Origin of the sequence: Buttiauxella sp. A111 (assembly GCF_014189855.1) — a bacterium.
Taxonomy (GTDB): Bacteria; Pseudomonadota; Gammaproteobacteria; order Enterobacterales; family Enterobacteriaceae; genus Buttiauxella; species Buttiauxella selenatireducens.
The window spans coordinates 356,353-380,213 of the sequence record NZ_BJFN01000004.1; the positions used below are offsets into that span (position 1 = coordinate 356,353).

Consider the following 23,861-nt stretch of genomic DNA (forward strand, 5'->3'; position numbering starts at 1 on the left):
AGTAAGTGACTGGGGTGAACAAACGCAGCCAACGCATCTGCAACTTGAAGTATGACGGGTTAACTCGAGCAGCTTACCTCTAAACGCCTCCCCCAATCTGGCGGACGTTGCGTCACATCCCCATCATGTTCGGCAAACGGCTGCTTAAGCGTTTCATGCAATTGCGCCAAAACACTCACATCGCCCTGTTCTGCGGCATCAATAGCACGCTGAGCCAGCCAGTTGCGCAAAACCACTGACGGGTTGGCCGCTTTCATCGCCTGCTGACGTTGTTCATCGCTTATCTGCTCGGTTTGCAAACGAGCACGATAACGGGTGAACCAGCTATCAAACCCGGCTCGGTCAATGAATTCATCACGCAGTGGCGAGCTTGCTGAGCCTTGCTCAGTCAGGCTTAACATTCTGAATGTACGGGTGTAATCACTGCCCTCTTTGGCCATCAGTCCGAACAATTCGGTGAGGATTTCGTTATCCGCCGTTTGCTCCGTCAACAACCCCAGTTTACCGCGCATCAACTCCCCGAAGGATTTCATCAATGCAAACTGATAGTGATCGAGCAATTCATTGAGCCATTCAACTGAAATAAACGGTGACAGTGTTTGCGCCAACCGCTGCAGGTTCCAGAGCCCAACAGCAGGCTGATTATCAAAGGCATAACGCCCCTGATGATCGGAATGGTTGCAGATAAAATCAGGCTGATAATCGTCGAGGAAGCCGTACGGGCCGTAATCCATCGTTAAACCAAGAATCGACATATTATCGGTATTCATCACACCATGCGCGAACCCCACCGTTTGCCAGTGCGCAATCATCTGCGCAGTACGCTCGATGACATCACGGAACCAAAGCTGATATTTGTCAGACTCATCGACAAGATGCGGCCAGTGATGGGCTATCACATAATCCGCCAGTTGCTGTACTTTCTGGGGTTCACGGCGATAGTAGAAATGTTCGAAGTGCCCAAAGCGCACATGACTTTGCGCCACCCGGATCAACATCGCACCTTGCTCGGTGGTTTCTCGTTGCACTGGCGTGTCGCTGGTCACAATGCTCAGCGCTCGGGTGGTTGGAATGTTCAGACCATGCATCGCTTCACTGGCAAGAAATTCGCGTATTGTGGAACGTAGCACTGCGCGGCCATCACCCATGCGCGAATAAGGCGTTAAACCCGCCCCTTTCAGGTGCCAGTCAAATTTACGCCCATCTGCCAGCTGTTGTTCACCGAGCAAAATGCCGCGCCCATCGCCAAGCTGACCAGCCCACACACCAAACTGATGCCCGCTGTACACCTGTGCCAATGGCTGCATACCCGGCAACAGCGTTTCACCGCTCCAGATACCGGTATGAGATTCGTCAAACAACGAGGCATCAAGCCCCAGTTCATCGGCAAGAGGACGGTTATAATAAAACAGCCGGGCATTATGCAGCGGCGTGGGCTTTAGAGCCGTATAAAAGCCGGGCAATTCGTCGTGCCAGCTATTGTTAAATTCAGGTTTATTGGTCATGGTGCCTCCTGCCGATAGTGTAGTGCTTGTGAGGAGATTTAAACACGGCACGTTGGCAGGGGTATTAGTTCAATAACGGTGATTCTGGGTGAAACCATTCTTCCAGTTTTTCAGGTGCAATTCCCGGCCAAAGATTTCCCTGCATGGCGAAAGCGGCGAATGAAAGTACTTTCTGGCGGGCCGCTTCATCATCAATTCCGGTAATTGCCAGCGTTTGGCAAAACGGAGAAAGTTGTGCGAGCATGGCTAACATAAATGGCTCAAATGAGCGCTGTTTTATTTGTTTATGAATAAATGTTTTATCCAGAAATACACGTTTAAATATTCCGTCAAAGATCGGTTTACTGGTCGCAATACCCGCACCAAAATTTGCCAGCGCTAATGGATAATGCCTGGTCATTGCCATTAAACATGCATTTTCAATACCGCGATTTAACTCAGGGAAGTTCTCACTGATGGTAAACTCAATGAACGGAAGCTGCGCCAGGCGGGAAGCCAGGTCAGTATCGTTCAAAATTGCGTCGGCAATTACCGCACTTATATTCACCCAAACAACGACACGTTGAGTCTTAAAGAATTCTTGATAGTTATTGAGCAATTCTAATTGTTCTGAGAATAATATTAATTGTTGTTCTGATTTAATAACCTGCGCAACTAACTCCGTTGGAATACGTACCGGTGCATCAACTCCAACAAAATTCACTATTAACTCAACACCTAACACTCCTCCGTCAGGTAAGTAAACAGGCTGAAAATAAAAGTCTGAACGATATTGTGCATCAAGCTCGAGAATCATGTTGCCAACCGTTTAGAAAATGGAGTGGATGGCATCGTGACACGATGAACATCCAGCGTTAACTGGATTGATTTTGTTGTAATTAAAGGCAAGTTCATCCCTGAATGTTTATCAGAATCTTTTTTGAATATAAATATATTATCCTGGATACCCCGATATCGCCAGTTTTAGCGAATTTGACGAACGGAATCACGGTGGATTATCTCCGGAGAGAATGTTTGTTCCACACAATGGCTATCCAATAATTTCCGAATAGCATAACGAGCCATTTCGGTTATAGGGAAATGAACACTGGTGAGCGCCGGGCGAACAAATGGCGCTCGCTCACCGCTGTCATAGCAAATAAGCGAGATATCCTGGGGTATTCGCAGGCCGTGCTCGGTGATAGCAAGCATCGCACCAATTGCCAGTTCTTCGTTACAGCAATAGAGTGCCGTTGGCGTAATGTTTTCAAGAAGTTGAGAAGCAAGTTGGTAGCCTGAGGGCATGTCGTACTCCCCGCCCAATACCGCCGCGGGTTTAAGATTTGCTTGAGACATGGCATCCATAAATCCCTGTTTGCGTAGCAGGCTGGAGGTGCGTCCGCTCGGCCCATGCAAGCAGGCAATTGAGGTATGCCCGGCATCAATAAACACTTGAGTCGCAAGCGCACTTGCCGCACGGTGATCGAATATAACGCATCTATCTTCAAGACCCGGAACATCACGGTCTAAAACAATGAACGTGTGATTCTGATCGGCCAGTTGATGCAATGTGGCATCAGAGATGGCACGCACATGTAAAACCAGACCATCGCAGCGCAAACTGAACAGGCGTTTAATCGCGTTGAGTTCTTTCTCCGCGGTGTCGCGCCCCTGCGTTACCAACAACTGCTTCCCCTGTAACTCGGTTTCGCTTTGTACGGTGTCCATAAGCGCACCAAAAAAGCCGCCGCGATAGGAGGTGGTGACAAGCCCGAGCGTATTGCTTTGGCTGGAGGCTAAGGCTCGTGCCGCCGGGTTCGGCGTATAACCCAGCTCAAGTATTGCAGCTTCCACTTTGATCCGCGTCTGTGCTTTGACTTTGTTGTCACCATTGACCACGCGTGAAACGGTCGCCCGGGACACACCTGCACTTGCGGCAACATCTTCCAGAGTAACCATAAACTGTCCTTTCGAGAGAGCGTAATGCTGCCAAATATTACCTGAAATTATGAATCGGGCTTGGGTTAACCATGGAATTACTGAAGAGTGTCACGTTTAGGGCCAGTGATTGGCCCTAAGATCGGGAGTTAATCGCGTTAGATACGACGGGCTTGCCAAAACTTTTTACGCCAGTAGACATTATCCAGCGATGAGCGCATTACACCACGACTGGTTGAGGCATGAATAAATTGATTATCTGTATCGTAAATACCGACGTGTAATCCACTTTCCCCGGAGCCAGTTTTAAAGAAAACTAGATCGCCGGGCAGGAGATCGTCTTTATCAATTTCAGTACCGATTTTCGCTTGCTGGCGTGTTTCACGCGGCAGTTGGAGCTCGAAGCGGTCACGGAAGGTGATCGAAACAAAGCCAGAGCAGTCGACACCGCGACGGCTCATACCACCATAGCGGTACGGTGTGCCGCGCCAACCGCTGAGTTGATCATTGAGCTTCGCAATAACTGTTATTGAGTCTGACAGCCGAGAGTTTGGTGGGGGCGCATGGTGGCTACACCCTGCGAGTACCAGACATGCCACAACAAGAATCCATACACGCATTTTCAGGCTAATCCTCACCCGTTTATAATTTCCAGTAATTTAGCGCTTACCCATGATTTGGTGCAAGTTTTTACCATCAACTACAATGGGGCTATTAGCATACTGTGCCCTTCAATCTGCAATCTGCGGAAGTGCATGTTATAGGCTGTCGCTAAATGTTGCGGTGTCAGCACTTCATCTCGATTTCCTTGCGTAATCATTTTACCTGAACGCAATAACCAGACAGTATGCGCATGTCGCAAACTGTGGTTTAAATCGTGACTGCTCATGACCACTGCGATACCCGCCTCACACAGTGCCATCAGGATTCTATCCAACGCGGTCTGCTGCGCGACATCAAGGCTGTTCATGGGTTCGTCCAATAACAGCAGACGACCCTGTGGATTGATTTCTGGATGAATCTGTAGCACGACAGCGGCTAACCGGACGCGCTGCCATTCACCACCCGAAAGTTGGTTCACACTGCGTGTAAGTTTATCCGCCAGCCCCAGGTCGCCGACAAGCTTTAGCATGACGGAATCGTCGGGGCTGACCGACTGATGCAGTTGCAGATAATGCCAGACGGGCATCGAAAATGGTGGCATCTGTTGCTGAGAGAGAAAGGCACGGTGGTGTGCCAGTTGCGTTGGCTGCCAGTCACTTAGATGACTCCCGGCAAACATAATTTGCCCGGCTCCTGAACTAAGCCCCGCAGCACGCGTCAGCAGAGTGCTTTTACCCGCGCCATTTGGCCCAACAAGATGCACCAGTTCGCCCGCATGGACAGCGGCAGAAATTGGCCCAAGCCGCTCTGCCACGGCAACATCATTAAGCTGCAACAACGACATTACTTCACCAACGCCGACTTAATCGCTTCAACGATGGTTGAATCATCAGGCGTCATATCCGGTGAAAAACGTTGAATCACCTGGCCATCGCGACCCACAAGGAATTTTTCAAAGTTCCAGAGGATATCGCCCGCTTGAGCGGGAGCGCGACCTTTACTGCTCATACGCTCAAGAAAACCGCTACCTTCTGGTGCTATGGCTGTCGGGGCGGCGGCAACCAGTTTTTTGTACAGCGGGTGACGGTTTTCGCCATTAACGTCCAACTTGCTAAACAGTGGGAATGTCACGCCGTACGTCGTGCTACAGAAGGTTTTGATCTCTTCTTCGCTACCAGGCTCCTGACCGAGGAATTGATTACACGGGAAACCCAGTACCGAGAAGCCTTCATGCTCGAGCTCTTTTTGCAGGTTTTCTAATTGTTCGTATTGCACTGTCAGGCCGCACTTAGAGGCAACATTCACCATCAGCAGCACTTTTCCTTTCCAGTTTTCGAGCGTTGTGGCTTCACCGTCAATGGTGGTTACTTCAGTGTTTAGAATGTTTTGCATCACGACCCCTCAGATTGATTCGTTTACCCTAAATACTTGAAGATACAGCATCAAGTATTTAGAGAATGGTTCATTATTTCCCAGCCTTTAATAATAGCCAGATAAATACAGGAGCGCCTAAAGTTGCCGTCACGACACCTATCGGTAGTTCAGCTGATGCCAGCGCCAAACGCGCAATGATGTCAGCGCCCAGTAGCACGGTGGCACCTGCCAACGCACTTGCGGGCAGCAAAATCCGGTGATCGGTTAACCCTTTGAGCCGCAACATATGTGGGATGACGAGACCGATAAAACCGATGGCTCCCGCCAGCGCAACGCTCACCCCCACAAGCCAGCCTGTCGCAATCACCAGAATATTACGCCAAAGCCAGACTGGTAAGCCTAACTGGCGAGCCGACATTTCACCAAGAGCCATTAAATTCAATGGCGCATAATTGCGGCATAACCACAGCATGACGGGCAACAGAGTGACCATCAGCCACCATTGCCGCCAGTCCACTCCCCCAAAGCCGCCCATCATCCAGTACATTAACTGGCGCAAATCGAGGCTGGTACTGAAGTAGATAGCCCAGGTCATTAAAGCGCTACAGATAATCCCCAGCGCTACCCCTGCAAGCAGCAGGCGGCTGTTAGAAAGGTGACGCTTTGAAAAACGCAGCAAGATAAACGTGATGACCAGTGCTCCAAAAATTGCGCAAATACCTAATGCCCAACCCGGCAGCATGCCCTGCCCAAGCAGTACTGCCGCCACGAGTGCCACCCCGGCGCCATTAGAGACGCCAAGCAGTCCAGGTTCAGCCAGTGGGTTTTCAAAAAGCGCCTGCATAATTGTGCCAGATATCGCGAGTGCCGCTCCGACCAACAGAACGGCTAATGTGCGAGGCATTCGAATATGCCAGATAAACAGCTGCGCATCTTCACGCAACCAATGTTGTGGGGAAAACCAAAGGTCTCCGGCGCACAAACTCAGCACAGCCATTCCCAACATTGTGGCAAACAATGCCAGCAGCCAACGACGTTCGAGGCGGTACTGTCGCGCAACAAAAGTGTGCATCTGGTTGATGAAATCCGTTTAGTAACAATTCATAAATTTGATTTTACGGGGGATTTTCCGTACAGGACAAGAAGAAAAGAAAAAGGCCGCAAATTGCGGCCTTTTTGGTTTATTCAGGTTACTCGTCTTTTGGCGACGCGTTTTCAACCCTACTTTTCAACTTCTGACCAGGTCGGAAGGTCACTACACGGCGTGCCGTAATAGGAATATCTTCACCGGTCTTCGGGTTACGCCCGGGACGTTGGTTTTTATCGCGTAAGTCAAAATTACCAAAGCCTGATAGTTTAACCTGCTCGCCGTTTTCCAGAGCGCGACGGATCTCTTCGAAAAACAGCTCTACCAACTCTTTAGCATCGCGTTTGCTAAGCCCTAGCTTATCAAACAGGTATTCTGACATTTCAGCTTTTGTAAGCGCCATACGTTCAATCCCTCAATGATGCCTGGAATCGCTCTTTTAATGCCTCTACACATTTTGCAACGGTAGCGGCAATCTCCTCTTCTTCGAGTGTACGGCCCGTATCTTGTAGGATAAGGCTTATGGCAAGGCTCTTATAACCTTCGGCTACACCTTTGCCACGGTACACATCAAATAAGTTTACGCCAACTACCTGATTTGCGCCAACTTTCTTACATTCGACCAAAATATCTGCTGCAGGGACGTTTTCGGCGACCACAACAGCGATGTCGCGACGGTTCGCCGGGAATCGAGAAATCTCTTTCGACTCAGGCACGGCGCGGTCTGCAAGCTTGTTCCACAGCACTTCGAACACCAGCGTACGGCCATTCAGAGAAAGCTTACGCTCAAGCTCTGGGTGCACAACGCCAATGAAACCAATGTATTCGCCACGTAAATAAATGGCAGCACTTTGGCCTGGATGCAACGCTGGGTTGCTTGCTGTTCTGAATTCAATGTCAGAAAGCTTGCCTGTAAGATCCAGAACCGCTTCCAGATCGCCCTTCAAATCATAGAAGTCGACGGTGTTTCGCGCCAGATCCCAATGCTCTTCGTAGCGATTACCGCAGATAGCGCCAGCCAGCATAAGATCCTGACGGATACCCAGGTCTGCCTGCGTATCAGGAACAAAGCGCAAGCCTGATTCAAAGATGCGCACACGGCTCTGCTGGCGGTTTTGGTTGTAAACCACCGTATTGAGCAGGCCTGTCAGCAAGGACAGACGCATGGCTGACATTTCGCTGGAAATTGGGCTTGGCAGAATCAGATTTTCTTCACCAGGGTGTAGCAGCTGTTGAACCTTAGGATCAACAAAGCTGTAGGTGATCACTTCCTGATAGCCTTTATCAACCAGCATGGTTTTCACGCGCTTGAGGGAAAGGTCTGCTTCGCGATGGCTACCCATGATAAGACCCGCTTGTACAGGCTCGTCAGGGATGCTGTTGTAGCCATAAACGCGCGCCACTTCTTCAACCAAGTCTTCTTCAATCTGCATATCGAAGCGCCAGCTTGGCGCGACAGCCGTCCACTGGTTGTCACCTTCAGTCACTTCACAACCCAAACGACGCAGGATGTCGCCAACCTGTGCATCTTCAATGTGATGGCCAATCAGGCGGTCCAACTTGCTACGGCGCAGAGTAATTGTGGCAGCTTTTGGTAAATGTGCTTCGCTGGTCACATCGATAACCGGGCCGGCTTCGCCGCCACAGATATCAATCAGCAAGCGAGTCGCACGTTCGATGGCTTTGAATTGCAGCGCAGAATCCACGCCACGCTCATAGCGATGGGAAGCGTCGGTATGCAAGCCATGACGACGGGCACGTCCAGTGATAGACAGAGGACTGAAGAATGCGCATTCCAGCAGTACATTCTGGGTTTCATCATTCACACCAGAATGCTCGCCACCAAAGATACCGCCCATTGCCAGTGCTTTAGTGTGGTCAGAAATAACCAGTGTATCTGCGTTCAACTTCGCTTCATTGCCATCAAGCAGCGTCAGGGTTTCACCCTCTTCTGCCATACGCACCACGATACCACCTTCAATGCGGTTCAAGTCGAACGCATGCATCGGTTGGCCTAGTTCCATCAGCACGTAGTTAGTTACGTCAACAACCGCATCAATAGAACGAATACCGCAACGACGCAGTTTCTCTTTCATCCACAGTGGTGTTGGCGCTTTAACGTTGATGCCTTTAACGACACGGCCCAGGTAACGTGGGCAAGCTTCCGGCGCATCGACACGAATCGGCAGCGTATCGGTAATGGTCGCAGCAACGCAGCTCATTTCTGGCTCGTGTAATGGCAGCTTGTTGACTACAGCAACATCACGAGCCACACCGATGATACCTAAACAGTCAGCACGGTTTGGCGTCACGCTGATTTCAATAGTATTGTCATCAAGCTTCAGGTATTCGCGGATGTCGGTGCCAATAGGTGCATCCTGTGGCAACTCAATAATACCGTCGTGATCGTCGGAAATACCCAGCTCAGAGAAGGAGCACAGCATACCTTCTGATGGTTCGCCACGCAGTTTTGCAGCCTTGATTTTGAAATCACCTGGCAGCACAGCGCCGACAGTGGCAACAGCAACGCGCAGGCCCTGACGGCAATTTGGCGCACCACAAACGATGTCTAACAGTCGTTCGCCGCCGACATTCACTTTTGTGACACGCAATTTGTCGGCATTGGGGTGTTGGCCGCACTCAACCACTTCACCCACAACCACACCATTAAATTCGCCTGCAACCGCATCAACACCGTCAACTTCAAGACCCGCCATAGTGATTTGGCTGGAAAGCTCTTCACTGCTGTTGGCTGGGTTTACCCATTCGCGTAACCAGAGTTCACTGAATTTCATTGGATATCCCGCCCTTATTTGAACTGTTTGAGGAAACGTAAATCATTTTCGAAGAATGCACGCAGATCGGTCACACCGTAGCGCAGCATAGTAAGACGCTCCATGCCCATACCGAACGCAAAGCCTGAGTAAACTTCTGGGTCAATACCCACGTTACGCAAGACATTTGGGTGCACCATGCCACAACCTAACACTTCCAGCCATTTGCCGTTTTTACCCATGACATCAACTTCAGCGGAAGGCTCAGTAAACGGGAAGTAGGACGGACGGAAGCGAATCTGCAAATCTTCTTCAAAGAAGTTGCGCAGGAAATCATGCAATGTGCCTTTCAGGTTGGTGAAGCTGATATTGGTATCAACAATCAAACCTTCCATTTGATGGAACATTGGGGTGTGCGTCTGATCGTAGTCGTTACGATACACGCGGCCCGGCGCGATAATACGAATTGGCGGCTGCTTATCTTTCATAGTGCGAATTTGCACACCAGAAGTCTGTGTACGCAGCAGGCGGGTAGCATCGAACCAGAAAGTATCGTGATCCGCGCGAGCTGGATGGTGACCTGGAATATTCAGCGCGTCGAAGTTATGGTAGTCATCTTCGATTTCAGGGCCAGTCGCCACGGTGAAGCCCAGCTCACCGAAGAAGCTTTCAATACGGTCAATGGTGCGCGTAACTGGGTGCAAACCGCCATTTTCAATACGACGACCAGGCAATGAGACATCTATCGTTTCTTCTGCCAGACGAGCATTCAAAGCCGCACTTTCCAATGCATTTTTGCGAGCATTCAATGCTTCCTGCACTTTCTCTTTCGCTTCGTTGATGACCGCGCCAGCCGCTGGGCGCTCTTCTTGTGGTAATTCACGCAGGGTGGTCATCTGCAGGGTCAGATGCCCTTTTTTCCCTAAATACTCGACGCGTACGTTGTCTAACGCGGCAACATCCTGGGCCTCGTTTATGGCGGCCGTTGCGTTGGCAACCAGCTCTGCGAGATGTGGCATGGTATTCCTCTTGTACCGGTAAAATTACCGGGGTAGTTGATCCGTATAAAATACAAAAATGAGATGCCAAAAAAAAAGCCTCCACAATGGAGGCTTTCGGCGCTATTTTTCGTTTCTTTTCTTACGCGCAAAGCCCCCGGGTTCAGGTGCTAAAGTAAAAAAAGAAACGGAAAATAGCAGCATTCATGCTTGCAGTTACCTTACTTGTCAGTTTTAAACCTCGCCTAATAACAGGGATGGTCTAAGAACATTAACAGATTGATTATGTTAGAAATTAAAAGAGGGAGACAAGCTCCCTCTGATAACCGGCTTACGCCAGAGCTGCTTTCGCTTTCTCAACCAGTGCAGTAAATGCCACTTTGTCGAATACGGCGATATCAGCCAGGATCTTACGGTCGATTTCAACAGAAGCTTTTTTCAAGCCATTGATGAATTTGCTGTAAGAGATCCCGTTCTGACGAGCTGCAGCGTTGATACGTGCAATCCACAGCTGACGGAATTGACGTTTACGTTGACGACGGTCACGGTAAGCGTATTGGCCAGCTTTGATAACAGCCTGGAAAGCAACGCGGTAAACGCGTGAACGCGCACCGTAGTAGCCTTTGGCTTGTTTAAGGATTTTTTTGTGACGAGCACGTGCGATAACACCACGTTTTACGCGAGCCATATTAGCTCTCCTGTTTCTATTCTAAATGAGTTAAAAAGTTCTACTTATGCGTACGGCAGGCAAGCGATGACCAGGCCCAGATCCCCTTTGGAGACCATACCTTTCGGACGCAGGTGACGTTTACGCTTAGTAGACTTTTTAGTCAGAATATGACGCAGGTTAGCGTGCTTACGCTTAAAACCACCACCGGCGGTCTTTTTGAAGCGCTTAGCGGCGCCGCGTACAGTTTTAATCTTTGGCATTTAATAACTTTCCACTTCGCATTGTTAATAAAACGAACCAGAAGGCGAACAAATCTCACGAGGCCGAAACCTCGCGAGAATCGTTACTTGATGGCCTTACTGTTTCTTCTTCGGAGCGAGCACCATGATCATCTGGCGGCCTTCGATCTTCGATGGGAAGGATTCGACCACTGCCAGTTCACTCAGATCGTCACGGACGCGGTTAAGCACTTCCATACCAATCTGTTGGTGAGCCATTTCACGACCGCGGAAACGCAGTGTGATTTTAGCTTTATCACCCTCTTCCAGAAAGCGAACCAGGCTGCGGAGTTTTACCTGATAGTCGCCATCATCGGTACCAGGTCGGAATTTGATTTCCTTGACCTGAATAACTTTTTGCTTTTTCTTCTGTTCCTTAGAAGATTTGCTTTTTTCATAGAGGAATTTGCCGTAATCCATAATTCGACAAACAGGCGGTTCAGCGTTAGGACTGATTTCTACTAAATCAACCCCAGCTTCTTCGGCTTTTTCTAAAGCTTCATTCAGACTGACAATACCAATAGGTTCGCCGTCTAAGCCTGTCAGACGAACTTCTGTGGCACGAATTTCTCTGTTTATGCGATTAGGACGCGCCGGTTGAACTCTTTTTCCGCCTTTAATAACTCTATTCCTCTAGTTGATTAAGATTGCGACTGCGAATTTCTGACTGCAGCTTTTCAATCAATTCGTTTACGTCCATGCTGCCCAAGTCTTTGCCGCGACGAGTACGAACGGCAACTTTGCCTGCTTCGACCTCTTTATCGCCACAAACTAACATATAAGGGACACGACGCAACGTGTGTTCACGGATTTTAAAGCCAATCTTCTCATTTCTCAAGTCTGCTTTTACACGAATGCCTGCATTTTGTAGTTTACGGGTCAATTCGTTAACGTAATCAGACTGTCCATCAGTGATATTCATGACCACTGCTTGTACCGGCGCAAGCCAAGTTGGGAAGAAACCCGCGAATTCTTCGGTCAGGATACCAATGAAACGCTCCATTGACCCGAGAATTGCACGGTGAATCATTACCGGAACCAGGCGTTCGTTACTTTCGCCGATATAAGACGCATTCAGGCGTGATGGTAAAGAGAAGTCTAGCTGTACAGTACCGCACTGCCATGCACGATCCAGGCAGTCATACAGGGTAAATTCAATTTTAGGACCATAGAATGCGCCCTCTCCCGGTTGATAATCAAACGGAATATTATTTTCTTGCAATGCTACGGCCAAATCCGCCTCTGCACGATCCCACATTTCGTCGGTACCGATGCGTTTTTCAGGGCGAGTAGACAGCTTCACAACGATTTTTTCAAATCCGAAGGTGCTGTACATGTCATAGACCATGCGGATGCAGCTATTCACTTCATCACGCACTTGTTCTTCAGTACAGAAGACGTGAGCATCATCTTGAGTAAAGCCACGAACACGCATCAAGCCATGCAACGCACCTGACGGCTCGTTACGGTGGCAGCTACCAAACTCAGCCATACGCAATGGCAGGTCACGGTAGGATTTGAGTCCCTGGTTAAAGATCTGAACATGGCCTGGGCAGTTCATTGGCTTGATGCAATATTCACGGTTCTCGGAAGACGTGGTAAACATCGCTTCTTTGTAGTTTTCCCAGTGCCCGGTCTTTTCCCACAGCACGCGGTCCATCATGAACGGACCTTTTACTTCTTGATACTGGTACTCTTTGAGCTTGGAGCGCACAAACACTTCCAACTCACGGAAAATAGTCCAGCCGTCATTGTGCCAGAACACCATACCTGGCGCTTCTTCCTGCATATGGTACAGGTCGAGTTGCTTGCCGATTTTACGGTGGTCGCGCTTAGAGGCTTCTTCCAGACGTTGCAGATAAGCATTCAACTGCTTTTTATCTGCCCACGCGGTGCCATAAATACGCTGCAACATTTTGTTGTTGCTGTCGCCACGCCAGTAAGCACCAGAAGTTTTCTGCAGTTTGAAATGATGGCAGAAACGCATATTTGGTACGTGCGGGCCACGGCACATATCCACGTATTCTTCATGATGATACAAACCTGGCTTATCATCATGGCTGATATTTTCATCAAGAATCGCAACTTTGTAGCTTTCACCACGGTTCACGAAAGTTTCACGGGCTTCATGCCAGCTCACTTTCTTCTTGATAACGTCGTAATCTTTCTCAGCCAGCTCGTGCATACGCTTTTCGAGCAGCTCAAGATCTTCCTGCGTCAGCGTGTGGTCAATATCGACGTCGTAGTAAAAACCGTTGTCAATAACTGGGCCAATCGCCATTTTAGTATGCGGCCACAGTTGTTTGATGGCATGACCCAATAAGTGGGCGCATGAGTGGCGGAGAATCTCCAGACCAGCTTCATCTTTAACAGTGATAATCGCGAGTTTCGCATCATGCTCAATAACATCAGATGCATCAACCAGTTCGCCATCAACACGGCCAGCGATACACGCTTTTGCAAGGCCAGGACCAATGTCCAGGGCTACATCCAGCGGGCTAACTGCGTGATCGTAATGGCGTTGGCTGCCATCAGGAAGAGTAATAACAGGCATTATAAGTCCTTATTTGCAGTGGTGACCCATACGCAAGATCACATGCAACGTATATTTTCTTTAGTTTCAACCGGTTGCGTCATCATCTCGCCCACAATTGCAAGGCCGACAACGCAATTTATGCGTGAGCGTGGGTTCACTGCTTCACGACGGTTGAGAATAGTATCACTTTAAGGAGGGTATGTCGCGTTTTGCTGCCAGATGTTCTCAGCAAGCAATGATAATAAGCTACTGTTTTATCGTCGCTTTCACATGATTACTTTTACTTTCATTAAAACGTCGCTAACAATAGGAAAGTAATTAATAAGTTTTATTAAAGTTTTGTGTGGGGATATTTATAATGTGGACTGTTATTTTAGAAATAAAAAAACCAAGCATCATGCTCGGTTTTTGATTTCATGTGACTCTCGAATTGAACAAACAATTACTGCTCGACATATAGAGATAATATTAAAGCGGTAATAATTAAGACCAGCCGCCAGCAACCAAAGTGTGGACGTTAAATGCATCATCCATTGACTGACCAGTAGACTGCGCCCCCGGTTGGATATTGGAACCGGCTTCAACGTCGGATACATTCCAGACAGCAGACGGGGCTGTTTGTGTGCTTGTGGCTGCGGTAGGTTGTGCAGCGAAGGCACCAAATGAAAGCATAGAAAGTGCAACGGCTACAGCGGCATATTTGATATTTTTCATATTCGTTATTCTCTTATTTAGTGGGCCAGCAAGCTATTAACTCGCCACAAAACAAGAGTAGATCCAGATCACGTTTTTGACAAGGCTAATTACTTAGCCATTCGTGTCAAATATACAAAATATATGACAGAAAGGCAGATTAAGGAGGGATTATGAAGATTTAGAAATTTAATTCATTTTATATTAAATAAAACTCTGGACCGAAATAATAATAGCACGAACGGATAAAATAAAACAATAAAGCCGGGCATAACCCGGCTTTGCCCATTACATCTTATAACCAAGAGTAATCGCGGTACGTCTATCGGTGTGTTCTGGTGCTGAATCTGGCGGATTTGAGTTCCAGGTGACGTTATAGCCAACCCGTAAACCAAAGTGCTCATTGATCGCGACTTCAAGCGCAGTCTCAGAGTTTACCGTCGTATCTTCACTACCCAGCACAGAAACGCCCTGGATAAATTTAGCGTTATCGGTCAACTGCCAGTTATAGATACCCGATGCGTAGCCTAATGCCTGAGTCTTATGGCCGCCGTCGGCGTATTCGTCATAACGAACACCAGGACCAAATTCCACACGCAGGCTGTGTATCGGGCCACTGAGGAACTGACGACCGTAACCGGCGGTCAGCACATCACGCGCTTGATAACCGTTGTAGCGGTCAGTTAACCAACTCGCCTGGCCAAACAGGTAATCGCTGTCGGTCATGTTGTAACGGCTACGACCACCAGCCGAATAAGTCTCAGAAGAGCGCTCATCGTTAGCGGACGTGTTGTTCGCATTACCCCACAGTGACCATGCAGTCGAGGTGTTGTACCAGGTCATGTTGGTGTTGGCGGTCAACGTGGAACTTGTGGTGTTGCCTGATTGCGCAAGGTAGCCTGCATTCAGATTACCTTCGAACGGTTTCTTTGCTGTGGCTGGGTCATCCATGACAGTGAAAACCGAATTATCTGCAATTGCAAAGTGACTCAATAGCGCACTTCCGGTCAGCAAAATTGCAGCCGGTACTGTCTTAACAAAATTCATTTAATCGTCCGTACAACATAAAAAGAAACCATCAAGGTTCCGGAATCTTTTCTGTGGATCAAATATTTATGAACCAAGAAAGGTTACAAATTATAAAAAAGCTCGAATAACATAGCAATGAATTCTTTTTTCATTTTTAGAATAAGAGAGCTCTTAAAACATCTTTATTTTCATAAACATAGAGCGTAAGGGTATTTTACAAATCATTTTATAAATCATGGTGTTAATTGGCATTCCCCCATCGAAATCAGTGCTACGCTTTATCTCAATGCTAAATTAAGGAGGATATATGACCCGCATTTATACATTGACACTTGCCCCCTCTCTGGATAGCGCAACCCTGACCGCACAAATTTATCCCGAAGGTAAACTTCGGTGCACTGCACCCGTTTTTGAACCCGGCGGTGGAGGTATTAATGTTGCAAGAGCGATTGCCCATCTCGGCGGGCACGCAACCGCTATATTTCCATCCGGCGGCGCAACGGGAGAACACCTTAGCAATTTGCTTTTAGATGAGCATGTCGCCATTGATACCGTCGATGTCCATGACTGGACGCGGCAAAATTTGCACGTTCATGCTGAGTCTACCGGTGAGCAGTATCGTTTTGTCATGCCCGGTGCGGCCCTGACCGATGATGAGTTACGCAAACTTGAAGAAAAAGTCCTCGCCATCGAATCAGGCTCCATTCTGGTTATCAGTGGCAGCCTTCCACCGGGTATTGAAGTTTCGAAACTCTGCGACATAGTCAAATCGGCCCAAAAATCGGGGATACGTTGTATCGTAGACAGTTCGGGAGACGCGCTGAAAGCGACGCTTGAAATCGGTAACATTGAGTTGGTCAAACCCAATCAAAAAGAGCTCAGCGCTTTAGTTAACCGCGACCTGACGCAACCTGATGATGTGCGTAAAGCGGCACAGGAAATCGTTGATAATGGCAAAGCCAAACGAGTGGTCGTTTCGCTAGGTCCGCAAGGAGCTCTGGGCGTCGATGCCAGTGGTTGCGTGCAGGTAGTGCCACCGCCGGTGAAAAGCCAAAGTACGGTAGGTGCCGGTGACAGTATGGTCGGAGCGATGACGCTGAAGCTTGCGGAAAATGCCTCTCTACTCGACATGGTTCGTTTCGGTGTCGCTGCCGGGAGTGCGGCGACTCTCAATCACGGCACTCGGTTATGCTCTATGGAAAACACCCAGAAAATCTACGACTACTTACGTAGTTAACGGGTCGCCCCACCCGGGGCGGCTCGTCGCTTCGGTAAATGTCGCCATTTTACGGAGATCAACTATGCTAAAACCTTCGGGATAACAATGGGGTGAATCATGAGTAGCGGAGACATTGAACGCTATGTCGTCACATTAAAGTTCGAGGAACACAATCTCACGGACCTTAACGAAATGAATAACGCTCTGACTCGTGGAGGTTTTTTGCTCACCCTTACAGACGACGAAGGGAAAATTCACGAATTAGGGATCAACACCTTCGGTTTAATAAGTACTTTAAACCCGACTGAAGTTGAAGAACTTGCCCGCGGCCTCGGTCAGTTGGCACTGGGAAGAGAGCCCGAAGTTTCAATAACAACCTGGGATATCTGGCTACAAGAGAGTAAATAACCAGGTTTTAAAACTCCTGACCGGGGATGTGCGTTAGTTCGAAGTTTGACCCGGTTAACAGCGATAAGCTAATGATCTACCAGACAACCTGGAGAGAAGCATCATGTGGCAAGCCATAAGTCGTCTGTTAAGTGAACAACTCGGTAGCGCTGAAATTGAACAACGTACGGAATTACCCGGTGGCGAAATTCATTCTGCATGGCGAATTCACTATGCCGGTCATGATATTTTTGTCAAAAGCGACACGCGGGAACTCTTACCCATCTTCACCGCTGAGGCCGACCAACTTGAGTTGCTTTCGCGCAGCAATACAGTGAGAGTACCGAAGGTCTGGGGTGTAGGCAGTGACAGAGATTACAGTTTCCTGCTCCTTGAATACAAGCCAGCAAAACCGCTGGATGCACACAACGCCTTTTTGCTTGGTCAACAACTGGCGCGTTTGCATGAATGGAGCGATCAGCCGCAATTTGGGCTCGATTTTGATAATGATCTTTCCACAAACCCACAGCCCAATACTTGGCAACGACGCTGGTCGACGTTCTTTGCAGAGCAACGCATCGGCTGGCAACTTGAGCTTGCCGCAGAAAAAGGCATTCAATTCGGAGATATCGACCTGATTGTCGAATTTGTGCATCAGGCGCTGGCTTCCCATCAGCCTCAGCCTTCTTTACTGCATGGCGATTTGTGGTCAGGAAATTGCGCGATGGACGCTGATGGGCCATTTATCTACGATCCCGCCTGCTACTGGGGTGACAGGGAGTGCGACCTGGCGATGCTGCCATTACACCCGGATCAACCGCCGCAAATCTACGACGGTTACCAGTCAGTTTCCCCACTTCCCGCAGACTTCCTGCAACGCCAACCGATTTATCAGCTCTATACGCTGTTTAACCGGGCGAGTCTGTTTGGCGGTCAGCATTTAGTCATCGCGCAAAAAGCACTGGAACGTGTACTGGCAGCATAATGAATTCTCCACTCCCCGAGCGGGAGTGGCGTTTATCTAGATGAAGCCGAGTAAAGAAAAGAAGAAGTAGCCCAGCACGATAATGATGACGGGTAAAATATAGAGCGGGAAAATTTGCAGGAAAATGGTGTGTCGCGGTACCACAATTTTCGCGTCGATCTGTTCTTTCGTTAACCCTTCAGGGCCTTTTGCCTGCTCAAGAATCAACTGATCTTGTACCCCCTCACGCAGAAACTTCGCCTGGCGGCTCATTCGTGCACCGGATGCCTGCAACGCAAGGCCAATAAAGATCAGCGCGTAGATTATCCAAAACAGAATATTGGCCTGTTGATGGAAGTCGGGTTGCGGTGAGTTGTACCAGAAGAAATTCAAGAATGGCGTATTAAAACGCATCATCTCAATCATGACATGAGCGAAATCCAGCATCACAGCATTAATCCCTGCCTGTTTTTCGCTGTGCTCATACATAAACTTCAGAATTGAAATCAGTGTTGAAATTACCGCTGGGATAAAAATTACCCAGCCAGCCACACGTTTGAGTACGGCAATGCGTCCAGCTTGTTGATACGTCATTCGTTCCCCTTGGTTAGGACGTAACTTGCACGCACAAAGTTTACCTCGTCTGGGGTGATTTCGCCTGAGCTTTACAGGCGATTTTTCACAAACCAGTGGCAACAGCCGTTAATTCCAGCTATTGATAAGAGATCTAATTTTTCAATATACATACCCAACATGGCTTGAAATATGACGGGTATAACTGACAGGAGTCGAAACATGGCTGTGACTCGCCAAATTTTAGCTGCGATTTTTGATATGGACGGTTTACTGATTGATTCTGAACCGTTGTGGGATAAGGCTGAGCTGGATGTTCTGGCCAGCATTGGCGTGGATATTTCCCGCCGTGCTGAACTTCCTGACACGCTTGGTTTGCGCATCGATCTGGTTGTCGACCTGTGGTTTGCTCAGCAACCGTGGAATGGCCCGTCCCGTGAAGAAGTGACAAATCGCATCATCGCTCGCGCTATCTCATTGGTTGAAGAGACGCGTCCCATTCTACCTGGCGTGCGTGAAGCGGTAGCGTTGTGTAAAGCACAAGGGTTGAAAGTGGGGTTAGCCTCCGCCTCACCTCTGCATATGCTTGAGCGTGTGTTGGAAATGTTCGACTTACGTTCTCAGTTTGATGCTATCGCCTCGGCGGAACATCTGCCGTACAGCAAGCCGCATCCGCAGGTTTACTTAGACGCCGCCACTAAACTGGGCATCGATCCTCTGGCTTGCGTCACTCTTGAAGATTCAGTGAATGGCATGATTGCGACCAAAGCCGCACGCATGCGTTCTATTGTGGTTCCTGCTGAAGAAAACCGCGACGACGTACGCTGGTGTCTGGCGAATGCGAAACTGAACTCGCTGACTGAATTGCGCGCCGAACATCTGATTGGCTAGTTGATAAAGATGCGGGGAATCCCCGCATCTGTTTCAAAATCATATCCGCATCAAATTTTTTAAAACGTTATTTCATAAATATTTGAGTTTCCCCTCTCCCGTATCTACTCTATACAGACACGCGCAACGGCGCTTTTCCGGATACCGGGGTAACTTATGATTCTCGATGCTTTTAATCTGCAAGGCAAAGTCGCTATCGTCACGGGTTGTGACACAGGCCTGGGTCAGGGAATGGCAATAGGGCTTGCCGAGGCAGGTTGTGACATCGTCAGTGTAAGTCGCAAAATCCCACATGAAACGGCGCAAAAAGTACAGGATTTGGATCGTCGTTTTCTCGCCATCCAGGCAGATTTAAGCCAACAACACGCTATCCCTGAGATCATCGCGCAGGCAGTCGCAGGGATGGGGAAAATAGATATTCTCGTGAATAACGCGGGAACCATTCGCCGGGAAGATGCGCTGGAATTTAGCGAGAAAAACTGGGACGACGTCATGAACCTGAACATAAAATCGGTGTTCTTTCTCTCTCAGGCTGTCGCAAAGCAATTCATTAAACAAGGCCATGGCGGCAAGATCATCAACATCGCATCCATGCTGTCATTCCAGGGGGGGATCAGAGTCCCTTCTTATACCGCATCCAAAAGCGCTGTGCTCGGCGTGACGCGGTTACTGGCGAATGAATGGGCGCAACATAATATTAATGTGAATGCTATCGCCCCAGGATACATGGCAACCAACAATACTCAACAACTGCGTGACGACGACGTACGCAGCCAGGAAATCCTCGACCGTATTCCTGCTGGTCGATGGGGGCTTCCTGGTGACCTGCAAGGGCCAATTGTGTTTCTCGCCTCTCGCGCTTCCGATTATGTCAATGGCTACACGGTTGCCGTCGACGGAGGCTGGCTAGCCCGCTAAACATCACGCCGTCGGGGAATCCGGCGGTAGTAAAATGTTACGCCGTCACCTCTTCCGTCTACTGTATAAAATCCCTATACTGTATGAATCGACAGTTTTCATCCAGGTAGTATCATGACGGCGGAAGGTCACCTTCTTTTTTCCATTGCCTGTGCAGTATTCGCTAAAAACGCCGAACTCACGCCTGTGCTTGCTCAAGGGGACTGGTGGCATATTGTGCCATCAGCCATCCTGACGTGTTTGCTACCTGATATTGACCACCCAAAGTCATTTCTCGGCCAACGCTTGCCCTGGATTTCCAAACCGATCGCCCGCGCCTGCGGCCATCGGGGGTTTACGCACAGTTTATTTGCCGTATTCGCGAGTCTCGCGCTGTTCTATCTCAAAGTTCCCGAAACCTGGGTTATTCCCGCCGATGCCCTTCAGGGCATGGTGTTGGGCTACTTGAGTCATATTCTTGCGGATATGCTCACCCCTGCTGGTGTGCCGTTACTTTGGCCTTGCCGTTGGCGGTTCCGCTTTCCCATTATCAGGCCGCAAAAAGGCAATCAACTTGAACGCGCCTTGTGCATGGTGTTTTTTGGCCTGGCGGTGTGGATGCCACAAAGCGTGCCCGATAACAGTGCCGTGCGCTGGTCATCGCACATGATAATTTCTCTACAAATGACCTTTAATAGTTTTTTAAGTAACCACCTGGAACAATAATTAGGCGAAATAACTCAAATGGTAATAATCAATTCCTTTTGAATATAAGACTCGTTCTGAGCTTCTGGTACGATTTACAGCATAAAGCCAAAGCAATTCGAGTTGCCGGATAACCGGCGACGAGCAAAGTGATGGATATAAAGGTGGCAATCAGTCCACCTGCTTAAAATACACTCAGGAGATACGGGATGAATTTTCCACTTATAGCGAACGTTATCGTGTTCGTTATTCTGCTGCTGTTGCTGGCGCAAACCCGCCACAAACAGTGGAGTCTGGCGAAGAAAGTACTGCTTGGTCTGGTGATTGGCGTAGTCTTTGGTCTTGCCCTGCACACCATTTATGGCGAAGACAACCCGGTACTGAAACAATCTATTCAGTGGTTTAACGTTGTCGGTAACGGCTATGTTCAACTGCTGCAAATGATTGTAATGCCATTGGTATTTGCCTCTATTCTGAGTGCTGTTGCGCGTCTGCATAATGCCTCGTCTTTGGGCAAAATCAGCGTACTGACCATCGGGACACTGCTTTTCACCACATTGATTTCCGCACTGGTCGGCGTGTTGGTCACTAACATGTTCGGTCTGACCGCAGAAGGCCTGGTTCAAGGGACTGCAGAAACTGCACGTCTGAGCGCGATTGAAACAACCTATGTGGGCAAAGTTGCCGACCTCAGCGTACCGCAGCTGATTTTATCTTTCGTACCGAAAAACCCGTTTGCTGACCTGACTGGCGCCAATCCAACGTCGATCATCAGCGTCGTGATTTTCGCCGCCTTCCTGGGCGTGGCCGCACTGAAATTACTGAAAGACGATGCGCCAAAGGGCGAACGTGTTCTGGTTGCGATTGACACACTTCAAAGCTGGGTCATGAAACTTGTGCGCCTGGTGATGCAACTGACGCCATACGGTGTTCTGGCTCTGATGACCAAAGTCGTTGCCGGTTCAAACCTGCAAGACATCATTAAACTGGGCAGCTTCGTGGTGGCTTCATACCTCGGCCTGGCCATTATGTTCGGTGTGCATGCGGTATTGCTGGCCGTCAATGGTGTCAGCCCGTTGAAATACTTCCGTAAAGTATGGCCGGTACTGACCTTCGCTTTCACCAGCCGTTCCAGCGCTGCCAGCATTCCTTTGAACGTTGAAGCGCAAACTCGCCGCCTGGGTGTGCCTGAGTCTATCGCAAGCTTTGCGGCGTCCTTTGGGGCAACTATCGGTCAGAATGGTTGTGCCGGTCTGTATCCAGCGATGCTGGCCGTGATGGTCGCACCGACTGTCGGTATCAACCCGTTGGATCCAGTCTGGATTGCTACATTAGTCGGGATTGTCACCGTAAGCTCCGCAGGCGTTGCCGGTGTCGGTGGAGGCGCAACATTCGCTGCGCTGATTGTCCTCCCAGCCATGGGCTTGCCCGTCACGCTGGTTGCGCTGTTGATTTCAGTTGAGCCGCTTATCGATATGGGTCGTACCGCGCTGAACGTCAGTGGTTCAATGACAGCAGGTACCATCACGAGTCAGTTGATGAAACAAACTGATAAAGAAGTGCTGAATAGCGACGAAGAAGCTGAGCTGGCGCATCGCTAACCAGTAGCAAAATCACTACAGAATCTGCGACAATAAACGGCTCCTCTCACCGAGGAGCCGTTTTTTTATTTATAATTTAGAGCTCCCGCATAGGGCGCCAAAACTTTAGCTCTCTACGGATCCCTTATCTCTATGAAACGACTCTGTATTCTGTTGTTGTTCTGCGTCTCATCGGCGTGGGCTGAAACACCTGATAGTCCTTATCTGCAACATGCGCAGGAAGGAGACAGTCGTGCCCAGTTTTATCTTGCCGACACGCTGTTTAGTGCGGGTGAATACCAGCAGGCCGAAAGTTGGGCGGCAAAATCAGCGGCCCAAGGAGATGCAGATGCACTGGCACTTCTGGCACAGTTGAAAATTCAGGACCCTAACGCTGCCGATTATCAGCAAGCGAAATCACTCGCCGAACAAGCGGTTGAGCGTGGCAGTAAAATAGGTAATGTGACGCTTGCGCGTATTTTGGTTAACACCCAAGCGGGTACACCTGACTACCCTAAAGCAATGAAGCTGCTGGAAAGTGCCTCACAAGATATCGAAAGTGATTCCGCGGTCGATGCACAGATGTTCTACGGTTTGCTCTACGCCAACGGCGTGGGTATTGCACAGGACGATGAAAAGGCGACATTCTGGTTCAAGCGCAGCTCGGCGATTTCTCGTACGGGTTATGCCGAATACTGGGCCGGCATGCTGTTTTTAAACGGTGAGAAAGGTTTTATTACAGCCAATAAGCAAAGAGCATTGCAGTGGCTAAATGTAAGCTGCACAGAAGGGTTTGATACCGGCTGCGAAATGTTTGATCAAATCAGTAACGGCGGGTAATCCCGCCATCCTGGATACAGTCTGGAAAGATGACAAAAATATCAGAGAATGTCATTTTCATTTCTTACCTGCATCGCCCAACGTTGTGCGGACTCCGGCAACGTAAAGGGCGGTGACTGGCGGAACGCATCCCCCACCAGCACAAAAGCCACATAGCGATTACGTAAAATCCACACATCCTTAAACCCTTCAGCTCGCAAGGCTTGAGCCGGTGGCGCAGGTTCAACACGCGGTTGATACGTAATAACGGGACGAGTATTTGGTTGGCGCAAAGGTTTCATAGGCAATCGAATCAGAACTGAATTGATGAACAACGTCACTATGATAGCGGAGAATCGCCC

At 49.1% G+C, this 23,861-nt stretch carries 27 protein-coding genes and 1 other annotated feature; of the genes, 8 read left to right on the forward strand and 19 right to left on the reverse strand.

Annotated features, from left to right (window positions below; all coding sequences use genetic code 11):
* Positions 1-59: 59 nt before the first annotated feature.
* From selO to BSPA111_RS13950, 17 genes are all read right to left on the reverse strand, one after another.
* Complete coding sequence (gene selO / locus BSPA111_RS13870) at positions 60-1,505, reverse strand: protein adenylyltransferase SelO (protein ID WP_183271739.1); 1,446 nt, start codon at positions 1,503-1,505, stop codon at positions 60-62.
* Between the two features lie 64 nt (positions 1,506-1,569).
* On the reverse strand, positions 1,570-2,301 hold the full coding sequence (locus BSPA111_RS13875) for an EAL domain-containing protein (RefSeq protein WP_183271740.1): 732 nt from the start codon (positions 2,299-2,301) through the stop codon (positions 1,570-1,572).
* Positions 2,302-2,468: 167 nt separating this feature from the next.
* Positions 2,469-3,443 (reverse strand): LacI family DNA-binding transcriptional regulator, encoded by a 975-nt coding sequence (locus tag BSPA111_RS13880; protein ID WP_183271741.1) that lies wholly within the window; start codon positions 3,441-3,443, stop codon positions 2,469-2,471.
* Positions 3,444-3,580: 137 nt separating this feature from the next.
* Positions 3,581-4,042, reverse strand: a complete 462-nt coding sequence (locus tag BSPA111_RS13885; RefSeq protein ID WP_183271742.1) for an NlpC/P60 family protein — start codon at positions 4,040-4,042, stop codon at positions 3,581-3,583.
* Between the two features lie 80 nt (positions 4,043-4,122).
* Positions 4,123-4,869, reverse strand: coding sequence for a vitamin B12 ABC transporter ATP-binding protein BtuD (btuD, locus tag BSPA111_RS13890; RefSeq protein WP_183271743.1), 747 nt, complete (start codon positions 4,867-4,869; stop codon positions 4,123-4,125).
* Positions 4,869-5,420 (reverse strand): glutathione peroxidase, encoded by a 552-nt coding sequence (locus BSPA111_RS13895; protein WP_183271744.1) that lies wholly within the window; start codon positions 5,418-5,420, stop codon positions 4,869-4,871. The genes btuD and BSPA111_RS13895 overlap by 1 nt, the downstream gene beginning before the upstream one ends.
* A gap of 70 nt (positions 5,421-5,490) precedes the next feature.
* Positions 5,491-6,471 carry a vitamin B12 ABC transporter permease BtuC gene (gene btuC, locus BSPA111_RS13900; RefSeq protein WP_183271745.1) on the reverse strand — a complete coding sequence of 327 codons (981 nt, stop codon included), beginning with the start codon at positions 6,469-6,471 and terminating at the stop codon, positions 5,491-5,493.
* Positions 6,472-6,589: 118 nt separating this feature from the next.
* On the reverse strand, positions 6,590-6,889 hold the full coding sequence (gene ihfA, locus BSPA111_RS13905) for an integration host factor subunit alpha (RefSeq protein WP_001229265.1): 300 nt from the start codon (positions 6,887-6,889) through the stop codon (positions 6,590-6,592).
* A gap of 4 nt (positions 6,890-6,893) precedes the next feature.
* Positions 6,894-9,281, reverse strand: coding sequence for a phenylalanine--tRNA ligase subunit beta (pheT, locus tag BSPA111_RS13910; RefSeq protein ID WP_183271746.1), 2,388 nt, complete (start codon positions 9,279-9,281; stop codon positions 6,894-6,896).
* Between the two features lie 14 nt (positions 9,282-9,295).
* Positions 9,296-10,279, reverse strand: a complete 984-nt coding sequence (gene pheS, locus BSPA111_RS13915) for a phenylalanine--tRNA ligase subunit alpha (protein WP_183271747.1) — start codon at positions 10,277-10,279, stop codon at positions 9,296-9,298.
* 68 nt (positions 10,280-10,347) lie between these two features.
* Positions 10,348-10,471, reverse strand: a sequence feature (Phe leader region).
* Complete coding sequence (gene pheM, locus BSPA111_RS13920; protein ID WP_001386830.1) at positions 10,422-10,466, reverse strand: pheST operon leader peptide PheM; 45 nt, start codon at positions 10,464-10,466, stop codon at positions 10,422-10,424. Its footprint overlaps the feature before it by 45 nt.
* 118 nt (positions 10,472-10,589) lie before the next feature.
* Entirely contained in the window at positions 10,590-10,946 is a 357-nt protein-coding gene (gene rplT / locus BSPA111_RS13925; RefSeq protein WP_000124850.1) for a 50S ribosomal protein L20, read from the reverse strand.
* Between the two features lie 44 nt (positions 10,947-10,990).
* Positions 10,991-11,188, reverse strand: a complete 198-nt coding sequence (gene rpmI, locus BSPA111_RS13930) for a 50S ribosomal protein L35 (RefSeq protein WP_005968897.1) — start codon at positions 11,186-11,188, stop codon at positions 10,991-10,993.
* Between the two features lie 96 nt (positions 11,189-11,284).
* Positions 11,285-11,827 carry a translation initiation factor IF-3 gene (gene infC, locus BSPA111_RS13935; protein ID WP_074392078.1) on the reverse strand — a complete coding sequence of 181 codons (543 nt, stop codon included), beginning with the start codon at positions 11,825-11,827 and terminating at the stop codon, positions 11,285-11,287.
* 4 nt (positions 11,828-11,831) lie between these two features.
* Positions 11,832-13,760, reverse strand: a complete 1,929-nt coding sequence (gene thrS, locus BSPA111_RS13940) for a threonine--tRNA ligase (protein ID WP_183271748.1) — start codon at positions 13,758-13,760, stop codon at positions 11,832-11,834.
* Between the two features lie 465 nt (positions 13,761-14,225).
* The gene (locus BSPA111_RS13945) at positions 14,226-14,456 is read right to left on the reverse strand and encodes a hypothetical protein (RefSeq protein ID WP_183271749.1); all 231 of its coding nucleotides are present in this window, start codon (positions 14,454-14,456) and stop codon (positions 14,226-14,228) included.
* Between the two features lie 267 nt (positions 14,457-14,723).
* Positions 14,724-15,482, reverse strand: a complete 759-nt coding sequence (locus BSPA111_RS13950; protein ID WP_183271750.1) for a YdiY family protein — start codon at positions 15,480-15,482, stop codon at positions 14,724-14,726.
* A 289-nt stretch (positions 15,483-15,771) separates the two neighbouring features.
* On the opposite strand from BSPA111_RS13950, the gene pfkB reads away from it, so the two are divergent.
* From pfkB to BSPA111_RS13965, 3 genes are all read left to right on the forward strand, one after another.
* Complete coding sequence (gene pfkB / locus BSPA111_RS13955; protein ID WP_183271751.1) at positions 15,772-16,701, forward strand: 6-phosphofructokinase II; 930 nt, start codon at positions 15,772-15,774, stop codon at positions 16,699-16,701.
* A gap of 99 nt (positions 16,702-16,800) precedes the next feature.
* Entirely contained in the window at positions 16,801-17,091 is a 291-nt protein-coding gene (gene ghoS / locus BSPA111_RS13960) for a type V toxin-antitoxin system endoribonuclease antitoxin GhoS (protein WP_183271752.1), read from the forward strand.
* Between the two features lie 103 nt (positions 17,092-17,194).
* Positions 17,195-18,055, forward strand: coding sequence for a fructosamine kinase family protein (locus BSPA111_RS13965; protein ID WP_183271753.1), 861 nt, complete (start codon positions 17,195-17,197; stop codon positions 18,053-18,055).
* 36 nt (positions 18,056-18,091) lie between these two features.
* Here BSPA111_RS13965 and BSPA111_RS13970 read toward each other — a convergent pair whose 3' ends face one another.
* Entirely contained in the window at positions 18,092-18,628 is a 537-nt protein-coding gene (locus BSPA111_RS13970; protein ID WP_183271754.1) for a YniB family protein, read from the reverse strand.
* 201 nt (positions 18,629-18,829) lie between these two features.
* On the opposite strand from BSPA111_RS13970, the gene hxpB reads away from it, so the two are divergent.
* The 5 genes from hxpB (at position 18,830) to BSPA111_RS13995 (ending at position 23,520) form a co-directional block, all read left to right on the forward strand.
* Positions 18,830-19,498, forward strand: coding sequence for a hexitol phosphatase HxpB (gene hxpB, locus BSPA111_RS13975; protein ID WP_183271755.1), 669 nt, complete (start codon positions 18,830-18,832; stop codon positions 19,496-19,498).
* Between the two features lie 156 nt (positions 19,499-19,654).
* Entirely contained in the window at positions 19,655-20,416 is a 762-nt protein-coding gene (gene kduD, locus BSPA111_RS13980; protein ID WP_183271756.1) for a 2-dehydro-3-deoxy-D-gluconate 5-dehydrogenase KduD, read from the forward strand.
* 114 nt (positions 20,417-20,530) lie between these two features.
* Positions 20,531-21,121: a metal-dependent hydrolase gene (locus BSPA111_RS13985; protein ID WP_183271757.1), complete on the forward strand. Its 591-nt coding sequence runs from the start codon at positions 20,531-20,533 to the stop codon at positions 21,119-21,121.
* A 188-nt stretch (positions 21,122-21,309) separates the two neighbouring features.
* On the forward strand, positions 21,310-22,701 hold the full coding sequence (locus BSPA111_RS13990; protein WP_183271758.1) for an L-cystine transporter: 1,392 nt from the start codon (positions 21,310-21,312) through the stop codon (positions 22,699-22,701).
* A gap of 132 nt (positions 22,702-22,833) precedes the next feature.
* The gene (locus tag BSPA111_RS13995; protein ID WP_183271759.1) at positions 22,834-23,520 is read left to right on the forward strand and encodes a tetratricopeptide repeat protein; all 687 of its coding nucleotides are present in this window, start codon (positions 22,834-22,836) and stop codon (positions 23,518-23,520) included.
* Between the two features lie 41 nt (positions 23,521-23,561).
* Here the strand turns inward: BSPA111_RS13995 and cedA are convergent, their stop codons facing one another.
* Positions 23,562-23,801 (reverse strand): cell division activator CedA, encoded by a 240-nt coding sequence (cedA, locus tag BSPA111_RS14000; protein ID WP_183271760.1) that lies wholly within the window; start codon positions 23,799-23,801, stop codon positions 23,562-23,564.
* Between the last annotated feature and the right edge of the window lie 60 nt (positions 23,802-23,861).

Bases quoted from the DNA above. Each gene is read 5' to 3' on its own strand.
- selO (WP_183271739.1), bottom strand. From the start codon at position 1,505: ATGACCAATAAACCTGAATTTAACAATAGCTGGCACGACGAATTGCCC.
- BSPA111_RS13875 (WP_183271740.1), bottom strand. From the start codon at position 2,301: ATGATTCTCGAGCTTGATGCACAATATCGTTCAGACTTTTATTTTCAG.
- BSPA111_RS13880 (WP_183271741.1), bottom strand. From the start codon at position 3,443: ATGGTTACTCTGGAAGATGTTGCCGCAAGTGCAGGTGTGTCCCGGGCG.
- BSPA111_RS13885 (WP_183271742.1), bottom strand. From the start codon at position 4,042: ATGCGTGTATGGATTCTTGTTGTGGCATGTCTGGTACTCGCAGGGTGT.
- btuD (WP_183271743.1), bottom strand. From the start codon at position 4,869: ATGTCGTTGTTGCAGCTTAATGATGTTGCCGTGGCAGAGCGGCTTGGG.
- btuC (WP_183271745.1), bottom strand. From the start codon at position 6,471: ATGCACACTTTTGTTGCGCGACAGTACCGCCTCGAACGTCGTTGGCTG.
- ihfA (WP_001229265.1), bottom strand. From the start codon at position 6,889: ATGGCGCTTACAAAAGCTGAAATGTCAGAATACCTGTTTGATAAGCTA.
- pheT (WP_183271746.1), bottom strand. From the start codon at position 9,281: ATGAAATTCAGTGAACTCTGGTTACGCGAATGGGTAAACCCAGCCAAC.
- pheS (WP_183271747.1), bottom strand. From the start codon at position 10,279: ATGCCACATCTCGCAGAGCTGGTTGCCAACGCAACGGCCGCCATAAAC.
- rplT (WP_000124850.1), bottom strand. From the start codon at position 10,946: ATGGCTCGCGTAAAACGTGGTGTTATCGCACGTGCTCGTCACAAAAAA.
- rpmI (WP_005968897.1), bottom strand. From the start codon at position 11,188: ATGCCAAAGATTAAAACTGTACGCGGCGCCGCTAAGCGCTTCAAAAAG.
- thrS (WP_183271748.1), bottom strand. From the start codon at position 13,760: ATGCCTGTTATTACTCTTCCTGATGGCAGCCAACGCCATTACGATCAC.
- BSPA111_RS13945 (WP_183271749.1), bottom strand. From the start codon at position 14,456: ATGAAAAATATCAAATATGCCGCTGTAGCCGTTGCACTTTCTATGCTT.
- BSPA111_RS13950 (WP_183271750.1), bottom strand. From the start codon at position 15,482: ATGAATTTTGTTAAGACAGTACCGGCTGCAATTTTGCTGACCGGAAGT.
- pfkB (WP_183271751.1), top strand. From the start codon at position 15,772: ATGACCCGCATTTATACATTGACACTTGCCCCCTCTCTGGATAGCGCA.
- ghoS (WP_183271752.1), top strand. From the start codon at position 16,801: ATGAGTAGCGGAGACATTGAACGCTATGTCGTCACATTAAAGTTCGAG.
- BSPA111_RS13965 (WP_183271753.1), top strand. From the start codon at position 17,195: ATGTGGCAAGCCATAAGTCGTCTGTTAAGTGAACAACTCGGTAGCGCT.
- BSPA111_RS13970 (WP_183271754.1), bottom strand. From the start codon at position 18,628: ATGACGTATCAACAAGCTGGACGCATTGCCGTACTCAAACGTGTGGCT.
- hxpB (WP_183271755.1), top strand. From the start codon at position 18,830: ATGGCTGTGACTCGCCAAATTTTAGCTGCGATTTTTGATATGGACGGT.
- kduD (WP_183271756.1), top strand. From the start codon at position 19,655: ATGATTCTCGATGCTTTTAATCTGCAAGGCAAAGTCGCTATCGTCACG.
- BSPA111_RS13985 (WP_183271757.1), top strand. From the start codon at position 20,531: ATGACGGCGGAAGGTCACCTTCTTTTTTCCATTGCCTGTGCAGTATTC.
- BSPA111_RS13990 (WP_183271758.1), top strand. From the start codon at position 21,310: ATGAATTTTCCACTTATAGCGAACGTTATCGTGTTCGTTATTCTGCTG.
- BSPA111_RS13995 (WP_183271759.1), top strand. From the start codon at position 22,834: ATGAAACGACTCTGTATTCTGTTGTTGTTCTGCGTCTCATCGGCGTGG.
- cedA (WP_183271760.1), bottom strand. From the start codon at position 23,801: ATGAAACCTTTGCGCCAACCAAATACTCGTCCCGTTATTACGTATCAA.